Source organism: Erythrobacter ramosus, from assembly GCF_009828055.1.
Taxonomy (GTDB): Bacteria; Pseudomonadota; Alphaproteobacteria; order Sphingomonadales; family Sphingomonadaceae; genus Erythrobacter; species Erythrobacter ramosus.
In genome coordinates, this window is the sequence record NZ_WTYB01000001.1 from 534,682 (window position 1) to 551,967 (window position 17,286).

Sequence of the window (17,286 nt, forward strand, 5' to 3'; positions counted from 1 at the left end):
CGACATGAACGTGCCGCCATTGCTGGTCCAGACCATGGGGTCGCTGGCCGCCATCCTTGCGCTGGCGGGTTTGGCGTGGTGGCTGAAGCTGGGCGGTTCGCCGAAGCTCGCCAGTGATGATGATGTGCGGCGCGCGGCTGGCGAAGTGGAGGACGGGTTCGATCCCATCGCCATCGCCCGCGACACTGAGGGCGGAGCGGCGATCGCCCGCGACGCGCAGGGGCGGATCATGGTAATCAAGCGGCACGGCAACCGCTTTGCCGGTCGGGTGCTCGATGCCGACGCAAATGCGACGCTCAACATTGATCTGGGCGAGGCTGTGCTGGTGGTGCGGACCGGTCAGACCTTGTTCGGCGATATCTACCTTGCGGTTGACGATCCGAAGGCTTGGGTCGCAACCATCAATGGGGTAAGCAGGCCGCAGGATGCCTGAATTCAACCCCACCCAATACGCCGTGCCGCTGTTCGTGGTGGCGGTGCTGGCCGAGATGATCTGGGCCAAACTGCGCGCGCCGGAAGCCTATGAGCCGAAGGACACGCTGGTCAGTCTGTCGTTTGGTCTGGGCTCGACCGTTGCAGGGGCGCTCTTGGGTGGCTTCGCCATCACCTTGATGCTGCTTGCCTATGATTGGCGGGTGGTGGATTTCGGACCGGAGTGGTGGACGGTATGGTGGGCGTGGCCGCTGTGCTTCGTGCTCGACGACCTAAAATATTATTGGGTCCACCGCGCCGGACACCGCATCCGCTGGATGTGGGCGTCCCATGTGAACCACCATTCGAGCCAGCATTACAACCTTTCCACCGCGCTGCGGCAGAGCTGGACCGGGGCCTTCACTTTCGGAGTGTTGTTCGGCATTCCCTTGGTGTTACTGGGCTTTCATCCCGTGATGATCGCGATCTGCGGCGGGTTTAATCTCATCTACCAGTTCTGGATCCACACCGAGGCGATCAAGCGGATGCCCGCGTGGTTTGAAGCGGTGATGAACACCCCCAGCCACCACCGCGTCCACCACGCCACCAACCCGCGCTATCTCGACACGAATTACGCGGGCGTGTTCATCATCTGGGACAAGCTGTTCGGCACCTTCACCCCCGAGGTCGATGACGAGCCGATCCGCTATGGCATCGTCAAGCAATTGGGCAGTTTCAATCTGTTGTGGTCGGTGTTCCACGAATGGATCGGGATGATCGCCGACATCTGGCATGCGCCATGGAAGCATAAGCTCAGCTATCTGCTGCGCGAGCCCGGCTGGAGCCATGATTGCAGCCGCGAAACCTCCGACATGATCCGGGCAAAGTGGCAGGTCCGCACAGGCATCGAGGTTGCGCCCGCTGCAACTTCAGTGGCGGATCGAAACCCGATTGCAGGCAGCCAAGAAGCTGCCTAATCTCCCGCGCCAAAGGGAGAGATCATGGAAAGTTTCGACTACATCGTCATCGGCGGTGGCAGTGCCGGTAGCGCTGTCGCAGGGCGGCTCGCAGTGGATGGCACGCGCCGGGTGTGCCTGCTGGAAGCGGGCGGGCGCAACGACAATGTCTGGATCAAGACACCGGGCTTCATGCCCTTCATCCCCGAAAAGTCGAATTACCGCTACGAAACCGTCCCGCAAAAAGGGCTGAACGGACGCACCGGATACCAGCCACGCGGACGCGGGCTCGGCGGCTCCTCGGCAATCAACGCGATGGTCTATATCCGCGGCAACCGCTGGGATTACGACAACTGGGCTGCGATGGGCTGCACCGGCTGGGCCTATGACGACGTGCTCCCCTACTTCAAGCGCGCCGAGGCGAACGAGCGCGGGGGCGACGATTTCCACGGCGCAGGCGGGCCCTTGTTCGTGTCCGATCAAACTGCGGCCAACCCCTCCTCCTACGCCTTTGTCGAAGCGGCCGCCGCGCTCCAGCTACGCACCAACGGCGATTTCAACGGCGAACGGCAGGAGGGCTTTGGCCTTTATCAGGTCACACAGCGCAAGGGCGAACGCTGGTCAGCGGCCCGCGCCTATGTCGAGCCGATCCGCGATGCCGGCAACTTCGCAGTGCGCACCGATACGCTGGTCGAGAAGCTGGTGATCGAGGGCGGGCGCGTGACCGGGGTGCAGATCCGTCGCGGGGGCCAGTCCGAAACCCTGCTCGCCCGGCGCGGTGTTGTGCTGAGCGCTGGCGCATTCAACTCTCCGCAAATCCTGATGCTGTCGGGGATCGGCCCGGCCGATCACCTAAAGGCGCACGGGATCGACGTGGTGCTGGATCGCCCGGCGGTCGGCGGCAACTTGCAGGATCATATCGACTACGTCTCCGGCTGGGAGACGGAGAGCGACATTCCGATCGGCAGCACACTCAAAGGCACGCTCAAGATGGCGGCGGCCATGGTCGAGCATCGCCGCAAGCGTACGGGCGTGATGACCACGCCCTATGCCGAGGCGGGCGGGTTCTGGAGCGTCATGCCGGATGCGCCTGCGCCCGACGTGCAGTGGCACTTTGTCCCTGCCGTGCTGGAGGATCATGGGCGTGAAAAGGTGAAGGCGCATGGCTTCTCGCTCCACGCCTGCGTGCTGCGGCCTGAAAGCCGGGGGACGGTGCGGCTGGGCAGTGGAGACGCGGCCGCTGCGCCGGTGATCGATCCCAACTTCCTCGCCGATGATCGCGACATGGCGGTGCTACGCGCCGGTGTGCGCCTGTCGCACCGCATTGCCGAAGCCCCGCCGATGCAGGCGTTCGGCCCCAAGGACCGCCACCCGGTCGACCTCCACGATGACGCCGCGCTGGACGCGTTGATCCGCAACCGCTCGGATTCGGTCTATCACCCCGTCGGCACCTGCCGGATGGGCAATGACCCGGACGCCGTGGTCGATCCGACGCTGAAGCTGAACGGGCTGGAGGGTCTGTGGGTGGCCGATGCGAGCATCATGCCCAAGCTCGTCAGCGGCAACACCAACGCGCCGAGCATTATGATCGGTGAGCGTTGCGCTGACTTCGTGATAGTGGCGGAAAGAGGGTAAAAACTGTTCGCACTAGGTGAACTTCTTATTGCCCATCCGGCCCTGATAGTGGATTGTTGAGTGGTGGGGCGACGTCGCCAAATCAGACGTATGAATAGTCTGTAGGCCTGGCAGCAGCGCGACGTGCCCCCGTTCAAACTAGGTTTGGACCCCAATCGAACCACGAGATGATGAGTCAGTCGGGGACTCCCGTCAACGGGCGTTTAAGCACTTAGTTGCCATGACGGGTCGGTTTCAGGCCCTTGTAAGACCTGCGTCACCATCGCGACGCGTGGGCCAAGCTTGAGTAGCGCAGCCCGCAAGCCCCAAATTGAATCTGTGAAGAAATATATGGTGATTGAGTCATTCGAATCACCGCAAGAGTCTTTTGCACGCCAACGGGCTCGCTTGTTGTGCAAAGAATCGAATCGCCAGTCTTCGCGTCAAATGAAAATCAAACAAAAAAAGGCCGGAGAGCTTGCGCTACTCCGGCCGTGTTCAGTTTGTTCGTTCGCAGGAGGAACATGGTGAGGCGGGGGGAGAGGAGAGGGAGAGAGAGGTCTCCCCCCGCCAAGCTTGGTGGGTGCGCGCTTAGTTGTAGGCGCGCTCCCCGTGTTCGGAGATGTCGAGGCCGTTGGTTTCGGCTTCGGCGTCGGGGCGCAGGCCCAGAGTGTACTTGAGGATCAGGAACAGCACGGCCGAAACTACGCCGGTCCACACGACCGTGGTGCCCACCGCCCAGCACTGGGTGATGACTTGGCCGACCATGTCGAACTCGCCAGCGACAGCCACCGGAGCGGTGTAGTCGATCCAGCCCTGACCGCCGAGCGCGGGGTCAGCGACAATGCCGGTGCCGATCGCGCCGACAATCCCGCCGACGGCATGGATGCCGAAGACATCGAGGCTATCGTCGTAGTTCAGCTTGTTCTTCACCGTGGTGACGAAGAAGTAGCAGATCACCGAAGCCACAGCGCCGAGGATGATCGCCGTGCCGGGGTGGGCAAAGCCTGCCGCCGGAGTGATCGCCACAAGGCCAGCCACCACACCCGAGACCGCGCCGAGCAGCGAGGGCTTCTTGTGGGTGATCTGTTCGATGATCGCCCAGGCCGCACCGGCTGCCGCCGTGGCAACGAAGGTGTTGATGAAGGCGAGGGCAGCGAAGGCGTTGGATTCGAGCGCCGAGCCAGCGTTGAACCCGAACCAGCCGATCCACAGCAGGCTGGCGCCGATCATGGTCATCACCAGGTTGTGCGGGGGCATGGGCTCCTTCTTGTAGCCGATGCGCGGGCCGATGATGAGGCAGCCGATCAGGCCTGCAATCCCGGCGTTGATGTGCACCACAGTGCCACCAGCGAAGTCGAGCGCGCCCCAGCCCCACAGCAGACCCATGTCAGTCGGCGCAGTGTGCAGGAAGTCCGGACCGGCCCAGTACCACACCATGTGTGCGATCGGGAAATAGGCGAGCGTCATCCAGGCGACCACGAAGATGATCAGCGATGTGAACTTCACACGTTCCGCAAAGGCACCGACGATCAGCGCCGGCGTGATGCAGGCGAAGGTCATCTGGAACATCACAAAGACGAGTTCGGGCAGGTAGACCCCGTTGGAGAAGGTCGCAGCAAGCGAGGTGACGCTGACGCCCTTGAGGAACGCCTTGTCGAGGCCGCCGAACAGCGCCGGGAAGGGCGAGCCGGTCGAGGTGAAGGCCATCGAATAGCCCCAGCCGAACCACACCAGCGCAGCCACGCAGACAATGGTGAGCACCTGCATCAGCACGCTCAGCATGTTCTTGGCGCGCACCAGGCCGCCATAGAACAGCGCGAGCGCAGGCACGCTCATCATCAATACGAGCGCGGTCGAGACCATCATCCAGGCGACATCGCCCTTGTTGACCATCTCGGCGGTGGGGGTGAAGACGGCAGGCGCGGCTTCGGCGGCGGCAGCGGCCGCATCGGCCACAGGTGCAGCAAAGGCCGGCGCGGAGAGCATAATGGCCCCGGTTGCCAGCGCCGCAGTTGTCGAGAGAATACGCTTCATTGCATGGCCCCTTTAAAGCGCGGTTTCGCCGGACTCGCCGGTGCGGATGCGGGTGGCGGAGGCGAGATCCAGAACGAAGATCTTGCCGTCGCCGATCGCGCCCGTGTTGGCGGTCTGCTGGATGGTTTCGACCACCTGCGCTGCGATTTCGTCGCTGGCAGCGATCTCGAGCTTCACCTTGGGAAGCATGTTGGTGGAGTATTCGGCACCGCGGTAGATTTCGGTCTGACCCTTTTGCCGACCGAAGCCCTTGACCTCGGTGACGGTCATCCCGGCAATGCCGATGCCGCTCAGCGCTTCACGAACAGTGTCGAGCTTGAACGGTTTGATAATGGCGATGATGAACTTCATCTGTGGCCCCTGTTGCACCGGATTGGTCCGGCCGCGGGATACACAGCAACAAGCGTGCCACATTTGTGTAACGGGGCTGACGCAACGGAATCAGCGCATTTCTTCGCACTTGCACAAGAATGTGTGCCCAACAATTAGGCAAGTGATTAACGATTGTGCAAGATTTGCGCTGAGGCGCGCCGCTACTTAGCTTTCGTCGCCCGCGATATAGCGGTCGGTCGCGCGGGTCGGCAGGCCGTCGATGCTGCGAGTGCGTTGCGCCATCTTGGCTTCCCACGCCTCAGGATCGGACTGGCGATGCGCCTTCTTCAGCGTATCGCGCTCGCTCTCCAGTGTCATGAACGGCACGCCCCAACCGCACGACGACTGTACGCTTTCGACCGCGATATCGAAGATCTGCCGCGTGCCGGGCATCAGAGTAAACTGCGCGGCCAGCCCCGCCCACTCGACATCCTGCGGCAACACCGCCCGTCCGCGTCCGTAAATGCGCATGATCAGTGCAGGCTGCTGGAAATTGCAGAACATCAGCGTGATCCGCCCCTGATCGGCCTGCTCGGCGGCAAGATGCGCGTGAGTCTCGTTACCCGAACCGCCGAGGTCAAGATAGGCGACGCGCGTGGGCGACAGCACGCGGAACGCATCATAGCCCTTGGGGCTGAGGTTGATCCGCCCCTCCGCCGCCGCGCTCGCAACAAAAAATACCGGCTGGGCGGCGATCATGGCGATGTGCTTCTCGTTCAATGCCTCGAAGAAATCCGCCATCGCTGCCTCCGTGTGCTCAGAGAAAATCGCGCAGGGTGGCGATGAAGCGGTCGAACTGGTCGTGGTGGAGCCAGTGGCCGGCCTTCTCGAACTCGATCACGCTGGCGGTTTTGAAGTGGGCGATGCGCCCGTCCTTCTCCGGGTTCGATGCCCAGCTATCCGCGCCATATAACAGCAGCGTCGGGCAAGTGATCGCGCCCCACAGTGCCTCGATGAATTCATCGCCGATGTCCTCGACCGGCCAGACGTTGAGGTGCGGGTCGAACTTCCAGCTATAGGTGCCATCCTCGTTGCGGTTGACGCCGTGGACGGTCAGATGGCGCGCCTGTTCCTCGGTGAGGTAGGCGTTCTCCTCGATCATCCGCGCAAAGGCGGCCTCGATGCTCTCGTATTTGCGTGGGCTACGCCCGGCAGCCTTGCGCTTCTTCTCGATAAATTCGGCAAGGCGTTCGGGGTAAGGCACCGCGCGCTGCTTGGCGCGCCCTTCGGGCGAGGGGCCGAGGCCTTCGATCGCGACCAGCTTGGTAACCATGTCAGGGAACGCGCCTGCATAGCGCAGCGAAACATTGCCGCCCATCGAATGCGCCACCATCCGCACCGGGCCAACGCCAAGCTGATGGATCAGCTGGGCAAGATCATAGACCATGTCGCCAGCGGAATAGACTCCGTCCGAGACCCAGTCGCTATCGCCATGGCCGCGGTGATCCATCGCGATGACGTGGTAATCCGCACTCAATGCCTCGGCGGTCCAATCCCACGACCGCGCATGATCGCGCCCGCCATGCACCAGCACCAGCGGCGGCTTACCACGCCCGCCCCAATCGAGGTAATTCAGGCGAAGGCGCTGGGAGATGAAGGTCTGCGAAGTCGGGCCGGCGGTGTGCATAAGCTTGCCATGCCGCGAACCTCGGCTTGCCGCAAGACTACCGTTCCTTCGTGGCCGAGAAGGTCAGCTGCGGGTTCTTTTCGACCTGATAGCTGACATCCCACGGGCTCTTGGCCATGAACACATAATCGCCGTCACGGTCACGGGCGAGGTTGGCGCGGTTAAAGCTAGCGAATTCCTCGAGCGTCTTCTCGTCGCCCTTGATCCAGCGCGCGGTGGCGAAGGGGGAGGGTTCAAGCACGGCTTCGACCTTGTATTCCGCCTCCAGCCGCGAAATCAGCACTTCGAGCTGAAGCTGCCCGACCACCCCGACGATGTGGGCCGAGCCTATGTCCGGATAGAACACCTGGATCACGCCTTCTTCGCTGAGGTCGTCGAGCGCCTTGCGCAGTTGCTTGGTCTTAGTTGGATCGCGCAACTGCACGCGGCGCAGGATTTCCGGCGCGAAGTTGGGCAGGCCGGTGAAGCGCACCTGATTGCGTTCGGACAGCGTATCGCCCACGCGCAAGGTGCCGTGATTGGGGATGCCGATAATGTCGCCCGCTTCCGCAGTGTCGGCGAGCTCGCGGTCTTGCGCGAAGAACAGGATCGGCGAATGCACCGCGATCGGCTTGCCGAGGCCGCTCGGTATCAACTTCATCCCGCGTTTGAAGGTGCCCGAGACCTGCCGCATGAAAGCGATGCGGTCGCGGTGGTTGGGGTCCATATTGGCCTGCACCTTGAAGATGAAGCCGGTCACTTCATCACGGTCCGGGCTGATCTGCTCCTCGCCCGCAGGCTGGGGCCGGGGCGGCGGGGCATAGCGGGAGATCGCGTCGATCAGTTCGATAACGCCGAAATTCTTGAGCGCCGATCCGAAATAGACCGGCGTCAGATCGCCGTGGCGAAAGGCTTCGAGGTCGAACTCAGGATAACCGCCGCGCGCCAGCTCGATCTCGTCGGCGAAGCGTTCGGGAATCGCGGCGGTGTCGCGCGTGCCAAGGTATTCGCGGCTCGGTCCTTCGGGGCGGCCGATTGTGCCGGTCGCGAAATCGAGCAGACCCTCAAACTCGCCGCCCATGCCGATCGGCCACATCTGCGGGCTGACGTCGAGCGCCAGCATGTCGGCGACCTCGTCCAACGTCTCGAACGGATCGCGGCCCTCGCGGTCGACCTTGTTGACGAAGGTGATGATGGGCACGCTCCGCAGGCGACATACTTCGAACAGCTTGCGGGTCTGCGGCTCGATCCCCTTGGCCGCGTCGATCACCATGACGGCGGAATCCACCGCCGTCAGCGTGCGATAGGTGTCCTCGCTGAAATCCTCGTGCCCCGGGGTGTCGAGCAGGTTGAAGACGATCCCGTCCTTCTGGAAGGTCATCACCGAGGACGTCACCGAGATGCCGCGTTGCTGCTCGATCTTCATCCAGTCCGACCGCGCCCGCCGCGCCTGCCCGCGCGCCTTGACCTCGCCCGCCAAATGGATCGCGCCGCCTTGCAGCAGCAGCTTCTCGGTGAGCGTGGTCTTCCCCGCGTCAGGGTGCGAGATGATCGCGAAGGTGCGGCGATTGGAGGTCATTGCGGGTCGCGTGCGACGCGGAAGCCCGCGAAGTCCTGGTTGACCGGCATCAGCTCGATCCGGTTGATGTTGAGATGCGGCGGCAGGGTCGCAATCCACAGGATCGTGTCGGCGATGTCCTGCCCGGTCATCGGGTTGACCCCGCGATAGAGATCGTCCGAGGCCTGCTGGCTGCCGGTGCGGACCACGGTGAATTCGGTTTCGACCATGCCAGGCTCGATGCTGGTGACGCGCACGCCGGTGCCGTGCAGGTCGGCGCGCAGGGCGAGCGTGAAGTGATTGGCGAAGGCCTTGGAACCGGCATAGACGTTGCCGCCGGGATAGAGATAGCTTCCCGCGACCGAGCCAATGGCAATGATCGCGCCGCGCCGTTCGATCAGCAGCGGCAGCAGCTTGCGCGTCAGCACCACCATCGCGGTGATGTTGGTATCGATCATCGTGTGCCAATCATCGAGATCGGCGTTCTGCGCGGGCGAGAGGCCTTTGGCGAGGCCCGCGTTGTTCACCAGCAGATCAACGTCGCTAAACCCCTCAGGTAGCGCGGCGAGCGCGCCATCAAGCGCGCCGGTGTCGCGGACGTCGAAGCAGGCGGCGTGAACCTTGTCCGCGCCCAGTTCTGCGACCAGCGCATCCAGCCGCTCCTGCCGCCGTCCGGTGGCGACGCAGCGCCAGCCGTTCGCCACCAGAGTGCGCACAGTGGCAAGTCCAATTCCGGCGGTGGCGCCGGTGACAAAGGCCGTTTTCATCCGCGTAGCTCCGCGCCAAGCTTGGCGGCAGCGGCCACGACCTTTTCGGTGATCGCCTTAAGGTCGGCGTCCTTGAAGCTGGTTTCGCCCGGCTGGAGCGTCACTTCGACCGCAATGGACTTGTGGCCTTCCGGCACGCCCTGCCCCGCGAAGACGTCGAAGACGCGCACACCGTTGATCGCGGTCTTGTCAGCACCCTGCACTGCGCGGACGAGATCGCCCGCTGCCAGCGTGGCCGGGACGAGGAATGCGAAGTCGCGGGTCACGGCTTGCAGCGCGGGCGGCGTGAAGCCGGGGCGAGCAAAGGCCGCGCCCTTCTTGGCGGGGATCGCGTCAAGGAACAGCTCAACCGCCGCAATCGGCCCGTCGACATCGAAGGCCTTCAAGGTCGCCGGATGCACCATGCCGAAGCGGGCCAGCACCGTCTTGGGGCCGAGGCGCAGGGTGGCCGACTGGCCGGGGTGGAACTGCGCCCCCGCCTCGCCCATCACCATCAGATTGCCGACCGGTGCGCCCGCCGCTTCGAGCAGCTGGAGCGCGAGCGCCTTGGCGTCAAAGGCGTCGAAGGGCTTGGCCTTGCCGCTCTGCCACCCGCGCGGGGTCTTCTCGCCCGCCAGCACGATGCCGAGCGTCGGCTTCTCGTCGCTGAGACCATTGCCGCTGCGGAAATAGCGCCGCCCGATCTCGAACAGGCGCGAACTGGCAGCACCGCGATCGGCGTTGCGCTTGGCCGCCATAAGCAGTCCCGGCAGCAGCGAGGGGCGCATCGCCTTCATGTCTTCGCTGATCGGATTGGCGAGCACCCAGAGCGGCTGGTCGGATGCGAAGTGCTCCGCGGCCCAGGTCGGGAGGAAGCTCCACGTCACCGCCTCGTTGAGCCCGCTCGCGGCAGCGGCACGGCGCAGACCGCGCTCGAGCTTCTGCTGCGGCGTGGCGGTCGGGCGGGCGACACCTTCCATGCGGGGGAGCGCGACGCTCGCGACCTTGTCGAGACCGTGGATGCGCACGACTTCCTCGACGAGGTCGGCGGGGCCTTCGATGTCGTTGCGGCGCAGCGGGCAGGTCACCTGCCAATCGCCGCTGACTGCGAAGCCGAGGCTTTCGAGGATGCGCTTCTGCTCGGCCTCGGGAACGTCCACACCGCCGAGGCGGGTGGTCAGGCCCGGATCGAAGGCGATGACCTTGGCGGTGCTCGGCGGCGAACCGGCGCGCACGACCTCACTGGGCGTACCGCCTGCCATTTCCACGATCAGCCCGGTCAGCAGATCGAGGCCAGCGTCCAGAAACTCCGGATCGACCCCGCGCTCGAAGCGGGTGCGGGCGTCGGAGGACAGGCCCAGCTTGCGCCCGGTCGCGCCGATGCGCGCAGGGTCGAAATAGGCGATTTCCAGCAGCACGTCGGCGGTGCTCTCGCTGACGCCCGAATGCTCGCCGCCCATGATTCCGGCGATGTCGTGGACCTGTACGTCGTCCGCGATCACGGTCATCTCGGCTTCGAGCGTATAAGTCTTCTCGTTGAGCGCCAACACATTCTCGCCATCCTTCGCGCGCCGCGCCACCACCGCGCCCGAGAGCGTGGCGAGGTCATAGGCGTGGGCCGGACGCCCGTAGCCGAGCATCAGGTAGTTGGTGAGATCGACCAGCAGCGAGATCGGCCGCTGGCCTGCGCTCTTGAGCCGCGCCTGAAGCCACTCGGGCGAGGGGCCGTTTGTCACGCCCTTCACCACGCGGCCATAGAACGCCGGGCAGCCTTCGGAATCGTCGGTGCGGATTTCGACCGGGCACGCGCCGCTCGCCGCGAAGGCGGGCATTGCGATCGGCTTCAGCGTCCCCAGCCCCTTAGCCGCCAGATCGCGAGCGATGCCGTATACGCCCATGCAATCCGGCCGGTTGGGAGTCACCGCCACCTCGATCACCGGATCGGCGCCGTGGTAGTCGGCGAAGCTCGTCCCCACCGGCGCATCATCGGGCAGTTCGATGATCCCGTCGTGATCCTCGCCCAGTTCCAGCTCGCGCACCGAGCACATCATGCCGTTGCTCTCGACGCCGCGGATGGCGCTCTTGCGCAGCACCATGCCGTTGGCGGGCACAACCGCGCCGGGTAGCCCCAGCACGCCCTTCATGCCCGCGCGGGCATTGGGCGCGCCGCACACGACCTGCAGCGGATCGCCCTCGCCCGTGTCGACGGTCAGCACTTGCAGCTTGTCGGCGTCGGGGTGACGCGCGGCGGTCAGCACGTGCGCGATGCGGAAACCGGCGAGCTTCTCGGCCGGGTCTTCCACGCCCTCGACCTCAAGGCCGATGGCATTCAGCGCATCGCAGATTTCCGCGACAGTGGCGGTGGTCTCGAGGTAATCCTTGAGCCAGGTCAGCGAGAACTTCATGCGCGTGCTCCCACGCCGGCAGACAGGGTCGGCTGGTCGAAGGGCGAGAAGCCGTAATGCGCCAGCCAGCGCGGGTCGCCATCAAAGAAGGCGCGCAGGTCGTTCATCCCGTATTTGAGCATCGCAATCCGGTCGATCCCGAGGCCGAAGGCGAAGCCCTGCCACTCTGCCGGATCAAGCCCGGCAAACGCCAGCACGCGGGCGTTGACCATCCCGCTGCCGCCGATTTCCATCCACGCATGGCCCGGCGCATCGCCGTGCCCGCCGACGACGCGACGGCCACCCTCGTTCGAATAGCCGACATCGACTTCGACGCTGGGTTCGGTGAAAGGGAAGTAGCTCGGGCGCAGGCGCAGGGTGATATCCTCACGCTCAAAGAACGCCTTGAAGAAGGTTTCCAGCGTCCATTTGAGGTGGCCGAGGTGGATGTCCTTGTCGATGACGAGGCCTTCGACCTGATGGAACATCGGCGTGTGCGTCGCGTCGCTGTCCGAGCGGTAGACGCGGCCGGGCGCGATGATGCGGATCGGCGCGCCCTGATCGAGCATCGAGCGGATCTGGACGGGCGAGGTGTGGGTACGCAGCAGCACGTCCTTCCCCTCGACGGTCTTGTCCGGGAAGTAGAACGTGTCGTGCATCGCCCGAGCGGGGTGCGTCTCATCCATGTTGAGCGCGGTGAAATTGTGCCAGTCGTCCTCGATCTCCGGCCCCGTCGCCACGGCGAAGCCCAAGTCGGCGAAGATCTCTGCCAGCTCGTCCATCACTTGGCTGACCGGGTGCACCGATCCCTTGGATGCTGCCTGGGCAGGCAGCGTCAGGTCGATCGTCTCGCGCGCCAGGGCCGCTTCCAGCTCGGCGGCTTCCAGCGCGGCTTTCTTGGCATCAAGCGCCTCAGCAATTGCTGCGCGGGCGGACTGGATCGCGGGCGCGGCGGCGGTGCGTTCTTCGGGGCTCATCCCGCCCAGCGTCTTCAAGGCAAGGCTCACCCAGCCCTTCTTGCCGAGCGTTTCGAGCCGCTGCGCTTCGAGCGCGTCGAGGGTGGCTGACGCCACAATCGCGGCCAGCGCAGCCTCTGTCTGGGATGGTATGTCGGTCATGGCCTCGGGTCATCTGCACGCAGGAAACTTGCCGCAGCCCGCTAGCGGCAAATCGCCCGTATTGCAAAGCGCCTGTCTGTTCATCGAGGTGCAGGACAATTTCGGCCCCACCGTTTGGGCCTCGGTCGAGGACCTGCGCTAAATCACCGCGGCGCAGGCGGGTCCAAGGTCTGCGCCGCACTGCCCCTCGCCCGCGCGCGCGCCTCCATGAACGAGGTCAGGATTGGGTGATCCAGCGCCGCATATTCGCTCGGGTTCATGGTCATGAATTCATGGAACTCGCGCGTGAATTGCGCCTGATCGTGGTAATGCGCGTCCATCGCCTCGGTCCAGGGACGGCCGCGATGGAGCATGAAGGTCGCCAGGCTGCGCATGAACCGCTGGCGGCGCATCAAGAGTTTGGGCGCAAAGCCGAAATAGCGCGTGCACACCCGTTCGAGCGTACGGATGCTCATCGCGCAGGCCTCGGCGAGATCGTGGACCGAAGCGTGATCGCCGTTCACCAGCGCGGCGTGGACACGGGCGATGCGCGCCTCCTCCCGATTGGGCCGCATCGCGCGCTCCATCGCCGTGACCAGCGCTTGGAACTGCTCGTCAAGGGTGGCTTCGGGATCGCACAACACATCGGTCATTGCGCCGAAGTGGGCAAAGGCCGGGTGTGCCGTCCCGTCGCAGATCACGTTGGCGCAATCGCTCGCATCGGCATCGAAGAACCGCGACCAGCCCAGCGGGAGGAAGCCCACGCCCCACATCCGCACCGGCCCGAGCGTGAAGCGGCACGGCAAGGTGCTCGGTCCGGTGCCGACGAACGGCACGCCGCTGACCTTGTTAGCGGCAATCGCAGCCTCGGGCGCAGTGCCGCAGAAAAAGCGGATATTGGCCCATTCGGGCTGGAGATAGTCGGTCACCACCGCGCCGATTTCGGGCAGATCGAGCGTCAGGTGATAAAAGGTCGTAAAGCACCCTGCGAACTGCGCCGGCGGTTCGCGGAATTCGGCTATCAGCCGTTGGCCCACCGGCGGCGTATGCCCGCCCGCGGCTTGCTTGTATCCTCCATTCCCCACCGGGTCAGATAGCCGCAGGTGACGCGGTCTTACAAGGCCGATGGCGGATTCATACAATCCACGGTCGCACACCGCGCAACAGAAAGGGGCGGATTCCGCAAAGGAATCCGCCCCTGATCTGGTGTTCAGGCCAAAACCGCGAGGCGCTTACGCCGGAAGAGCAGCCTTCGCCTGAGCGATAACGGCCTTGAAAGCGCCGCCTTCGTTCATCGCGAGATCGGCCATCGCCTTGCGGTCGAGTTCGATGCCCGCCAGCTTGATGCCGTGCATGAACTGGGAATAGGTCAGGCCTTCCATGCGGACGGCCGCGTTGATGCGCTGGATCCACAGGGCGCGGAACGTGCGCTTCTTAACCTTGCGGTCGCGGTAAGCGTACTGGCCGGCCTTTTCGACCGCCTGACGGGCGACGCGAATGGTGTTCTTGCGGCGACCACGATAGCCCTTGGCCTGTTCGAGAATCCGCTTGTGCTTGGCGCGGGTGGTAACACCGCGTTTGATGCGAGTCATATCAGTATATCCTTATTGTGAAGACGCGTGGGCCAAAGCCCGCTCGCATCAATCCAGCCCGTAGGGCGCCCACTTCTTGATCGTCGGCGTATCATGCGACGACAGGACCGAGGTGCCGCGGTTGGTGCGGATATACTTCGCGTTGTGGCTGATCAGACGGTGACGCTTGCCAGCGACGCCGTGCTTGACCTTGCCGGTGGCGGTGATTTTGAAGCGCTTCTTCACACCGCTCTTGGTCTTCAGCTTGGGCATTTTCATCTCCTAGTAGAGACACGTCGGAACCGGCCATGGCAGCCCTTGTCGCCAGGCTGGCTGATTGATTCGTGTCAGTGAAGTGCGCGCGCTTAGGCGGGGAGGCCGCGAAAGGCAAGAGGGATGGGGGCAGGCACAGCGGTCCGCCCCCTCTCAACTGCGACCAGGCAGCAAGCTGCCGTCGGTAAATCCCCCGGGCGGCCTACCCGCCTTTGCGGCTGGCCTCGGCGGCTTCGATTGCGCCCTTGTCCCATGTCACGCGGGTCTGGGTTTGCGGATTGAAGCGGTTGTCTTCGTACTTCGCGGCCTCGGCAGCGGCGATTTCCGCTTCGGTGAGGTGCTCGCTCGGCTTCAGGGTGAAGACGTCGATCCCGCGGGTGATCTCGGTGCCGTAGATGTGGCCCTTGTACCAGTAGACCGACCAGTAACCGCCCAGCACCATCTGCTTCATGTCGATCGGACCGCGGTCGAAATAGGCGATTTCCTTAGGCGTGGCGCTGTCAGTGAAGTCCATGATGCTGAGGCCGCCCTGATACCAAGCCTGCACGAACAGATCGCGGCCCGGCACCGGAACGATCGAGCCGTTATGCGCGACGCAGTTTTCCTTGTCGGTCTGGGGGGCGGGCATCTTGTAGTGGGCGCGGAACACCAGCTTGCGGTCGACGATGTCGTAGATCGCGTTGGCGCCCCAGGTCTTGGGATCGGACGCCTTGCAGCGCGGACGCCCGCCGCCGCCCCATTCGTCGGTGAAGATCACCTTGGTGCCATCATTGTTAAAGGTGGCCGAGTGCCAATAGGCAAAGGTGGTGTCGGTCACCGCGTCGATCCGCTTGGGGTTGAGCGGGTCGGCAATATCAAACAGCAGGCCGTTGCCCGAGCACGCGCCCGCCGCCATCTTCAGCGCCGGGAAGACGGTGATGTCGTGGCACTGATCGGTCGGGGCGGTGCGCTGAGTGCCGTCGCCATGGTCGCCGCCGGTCCACAGGCCCGCGATCGAGCCGGTTTTCTCATCCGCGAAGACGCGCGGGCTCTTGACGATGCGCGCCTTGGAAGGGTCCGCCAGCGGGATCTCGATCACGTCGATCGAGAACAGCGCCGTGCGGGTGTCGCCGGGGATTTCGCCGATGCAGCCAGCCAGTTCCTCGGTCTCGCGGATGCCGGCGGTGCCCGAGTTATAGACCACGATCCGGGTCGAATCGGCGCTGACGATCGAGTGGGTGTGGCTGCCGCGGCAGGTTTGCACCCCGCCGACCTGCACCGGACGAGCAAGATCGGAGATGTCAAAGATGCGGAGGCCGCGGAAGCGTTCCTCGTTGACCTTGCCCGGCGCGCCTTCCAGCCCGCAATCCACGCGCCCGCGGGTCTGCTCGACGCTCATCACAAGGATGTTGCCGACCACCGAGACATCGCCCTGCCCGCCGGGGCAGACGACGCTGCTCATCAGGTTGGGCAGGCCGTCGGCGCCGAGCTTGTAGATGTTGAAGCCGTGATACGAGCCCGCCACCATCACATCGTCGAAGAAAGCGATGTCGGTGTTGGCGAAATCGAGCAGCGGGGAACGCTCGGCGAATTCGGTGAGGTCTTCCTCCTGGCGCGCCGGCGTGGCGGCGGCGGGATCAGCAGCGGCGACGGCAGGTGCAGGCGCGGCTTCGGGCTTGGCTTCCTCCTTCGCCTCGTCCTTGTCCTTCTTGGGCGGCACCGGCGGGCGCAGATCGGCCGGGTTGGCGGGGTTGAAGAACCCGGCGGGCTTGGGCAGGGTCGCCACCTTGGTGAGGTTCAGGATCGCCTCGCCCGCATTGTCGAACCCGGCGGCAAGGCCCGAGCGCGGATCGCCCGACAGGCCGGCCAGCAGCTTGTCCATCCGCTTGATCTCGGTGGCTTGCTCGCTGTCGATATCGCCGACGAACTGGTAGAGCACGGGGTCAGCGGCAGTGCCGTCTTCGTCGAGCAGCTTTTCGACCATGTCCACTGCGCCTTCATGATGCGCGATCATCAGGGTCAGGAACTGGCGGTCGAAATCAACCCCCTTGGCCGCAGCCAGCGCCTTGATCTGATCGGCTGAAGCCATGCCCTTCATCATGTGGTGCATATGTTCGCCGTGACCCTTCATCATCGGGTCTTCCACCGGCTCGCCCCGCTCGCTCAGCCAGGCCTTCATGAAGGCAATTTCGTCCGCCTGGCTCGATTCGATTCGGCCCGCGATCGAGAGCAGGTCAGCGGTGTTGGTGCGATCCTTTACCAGAACCGCCATCTCGACGGCCTGCTGATGGTGGACAATCATGTGCTGCATGAAGGCGACATCGGAAGCGGTGTAGCTCGCCTGTGCCAGCTTGGTCGCCTGATCGGCGGTCAGCGTCTTGCTGGCCTGTCCAGGCGCGCCCGGTTGGACGATCTGCACGGTCTGGGCATAGGCGACGCCCGAGGTGGACAGCAGCAAAGCGGCAAAGGCAGCGCGCGCGGCGCTGCGGTGAGCGGTGTCAGTCATGATTGTCCCCTTGGAGAAGTGCTTGACCCGCAGACTGCCGCCTTGGCGGGCGCAGTCAAGCCCATGTGACACTGCGCAAGATGGCTTTCGACGAACTCCCAACCCCAGTCGAGCAGTCGCATGACGTCACAGCGGGCGGCTCTGTCGCGTGCGTCGCACCTTTCGTCGCATGCGCC

Annotated in this window: 15 protein-coding genes; 3 read left to right on the top strand and 12 right to left on the bottom strand. The window is 64.3% G+C overall.

Annotated elements, in window-relative coordinates:
* Positions 1–4: 4 nt before the first annotated feature.
* Genes GRI59_RS02770 through GRI59_RS02780 form a run of 3 tightly spaced genes read left to right on the top strand, consistent with a single transcriptional unit; the run spans position 5 to position 3,002 of the window.
* Positions 5–433, top strand: a complete 429-nt coding sequence (locus GRI59_RS02770) for a hypothetical protein (protein ID WP_202390851.1) — start codon at positions 5–7, stop codon at positions 431–433.
* Positions 426–1,388, top strand: coding sequence for a sterol desaturase family protein (locus GRI59_RS02775; protein ID WP_160759665.1), 963 nt, complete (start codon positions 426–428; stop codon positions 1,386–1,388). Before GRI59_RS02770 ends, GRI59_RS02775 begins: the two co-directional genes overlap by 8 nt.
* A gap of 24 nt (positions 1,389–1,412) precedes the next feature.
* Positions 1,413–3,002 (top strand): GMC family oxidoreductase, encoded by a 1,590-nt coding sequence (locus GRI59_RS02780; RefSeq protein WP_160759666.1) that lies wholly within the window; start codon positions 1,413–1,415, stop codon positions 3,000–3,002.
* Between the two features lie 570 nt (positions 3,003–3,572).
* Here the strand turns inward: GRI59_RS02780 and GRI59_RS02785 are convergent.
* The 12 genes from GRI59_RS02785 to GRI59_RS02840 form a co-directional block, all read right to left on the bottom strand.
* Positions 3,573–5,018, bottom strand: coding sequence for an ammonium transporter (locus GRI59_RS02785; protein ID WP_160759667.1), 1,446 nt, complete (start codon positions 5,016–5,018; stop codon positions 3,573–3,575).
* A gap of 12 nt (positions 5,019–5,030) precedes the next feature.
* Positions 5,031–5,369, bottom strand: a complete 339-nt coding sequence (locus GRI59_RS02790; RefSeq protein ID WP_066531788.1) for a P-II family nitrogen regulator — start codon at positions 5,367–5,369, stop codon at positions 5,031–5,033.
* Between the two features lie 186 nt (positions 5,370–5,555).
* Positions 5,556–6,131, bottom strand: coding sequence for a pyridoxamine 5'-phosphate oxidase family protein (locus GRI59_RS02795; protein WP_160759668.1), 576 nt, complete (start codon positions 6,129–6,131; stop codon positions 5,556–5,558).
* A 16-nt stretch (positions 6,132–6,147) separates the two neighbouring features.
* Positions 6,148–7,017: an alpha/beta fold hydrolase gene (locus tag GRI59_RS02800; RefSeq protein WP_160759669.1), complete on the bottom strand. Its 870-nt coding sequence runs from the start codon at positions 7,015–7,017 to the stop codon at positions 6,148–6,150.
* 37 nt (positions 7,018–7,054) lie between these two features.
* Positions 7,055–8,575 (bottom strand): peptide chain release factor 3, encoded by a 1,521-nt coding sequence (locus GRI59_RS02805; RefSeq protein WP_160759670.1) that lies wholly within the window; start codon positions 8,573–8,575, stop codon positions 7,055–7,057.
* A complete protein-coding gene (locus GRI59_RS02810) occupies positions 8,572–9,321 on the bottom strand; it encodes an SDR family NAD(P)-dependent oxidoreductase (RefSeq protein ID WP_160759671.1) in 750 nt (249 codons plus the stop codon). Before GRI59_RS02810 ends, GRI59_RS02805 begins: the two co-directional genes overlap by 4 nt.
* Positions 9,318–11,705, bottom strand: a complete 2,388-nt coding sequence (gene pheT / locus GRI59_RS02815) for a phenylalanine--tRNA ligase subunit beta (protein WP_160759672.1) — start codon at positions 11,703–11,705, stop codon at positions 9,318–9,320. Before pheT ends, GRI59_RS02810 begins: the two co-directional genes overlap by 4 nt.
* Positions 11,702–12,802: a phenylalanine--tRNA ligase subunit alpha gene (pheS, locus tag GRI59_RS02820; protein ID WP_160759673.1), complete on the bottom strand. Its 1,101-nt coding sequence runs from the start codon at positions 12,800–12,802 to the stop codon at positions 11,702–11,704. The genes pheT and pheS overlap by 4 nt, the downstream gene beginning before the upstream one ends.
* Before the next feature lie 143 nt (positions 12,803–12,945).
* Positions 12,946–13,866 carry a helix-turn-helix domain-containing protein gene (locus tag GRI59_RS02825; protein ID WP_160759674.1) on the bottom strand — a complete coding sequence of 307 codons (921 nt, stop codon included), beginning with the start codon at positions 13,864–13,866 and terminating at the stop codon, positions 12,946–12,948.
* 147 nt (positions 13,867–14,013) lie between these two features.
* On the bottom strand, positions 14,014–14,373 hold the full coding sequence (gene rplT, locus GRI59_RS02830) for a 50S ribosomal protein L20 (RefSeq protein WP_160759675.1): 360 nt from the start codon (positions 14,371–14,373) through the stop codon (positions 14,014–14,016).
* Between the two features lie 48 nt (positions 14,374–14,421).
* Positions 14,422–14,625 carry a 50S ribosomal protein L35 gene (gene rpmI, locus GRI59_RS02835; RefSeq protein ID WP_160759676.1) on the bottom strand — a complete coding sequence of 68 codons (204 nt, stop codon included), beginning with the start codon at positions 14,623–14,625 and terminating at the stop codon, positions 14,422–14,424.
* Between the two features lie 202 nt (positions 14,626–14,827).
* The gene (locus tag GRI59_RS02840) at positions 14,828–17,110 is read right to left on the bottom strand and encodes a DUF305 domain-containing protein (protein WP_160759677.1); all 2,283 of its coding nucleotides are present in this window, start codon (positions 17,108–17,110) and stop codon (positions 14,828–14,830) included.
* Positions 17,111–17,286 lie beyond the last annotated feature (176 nt).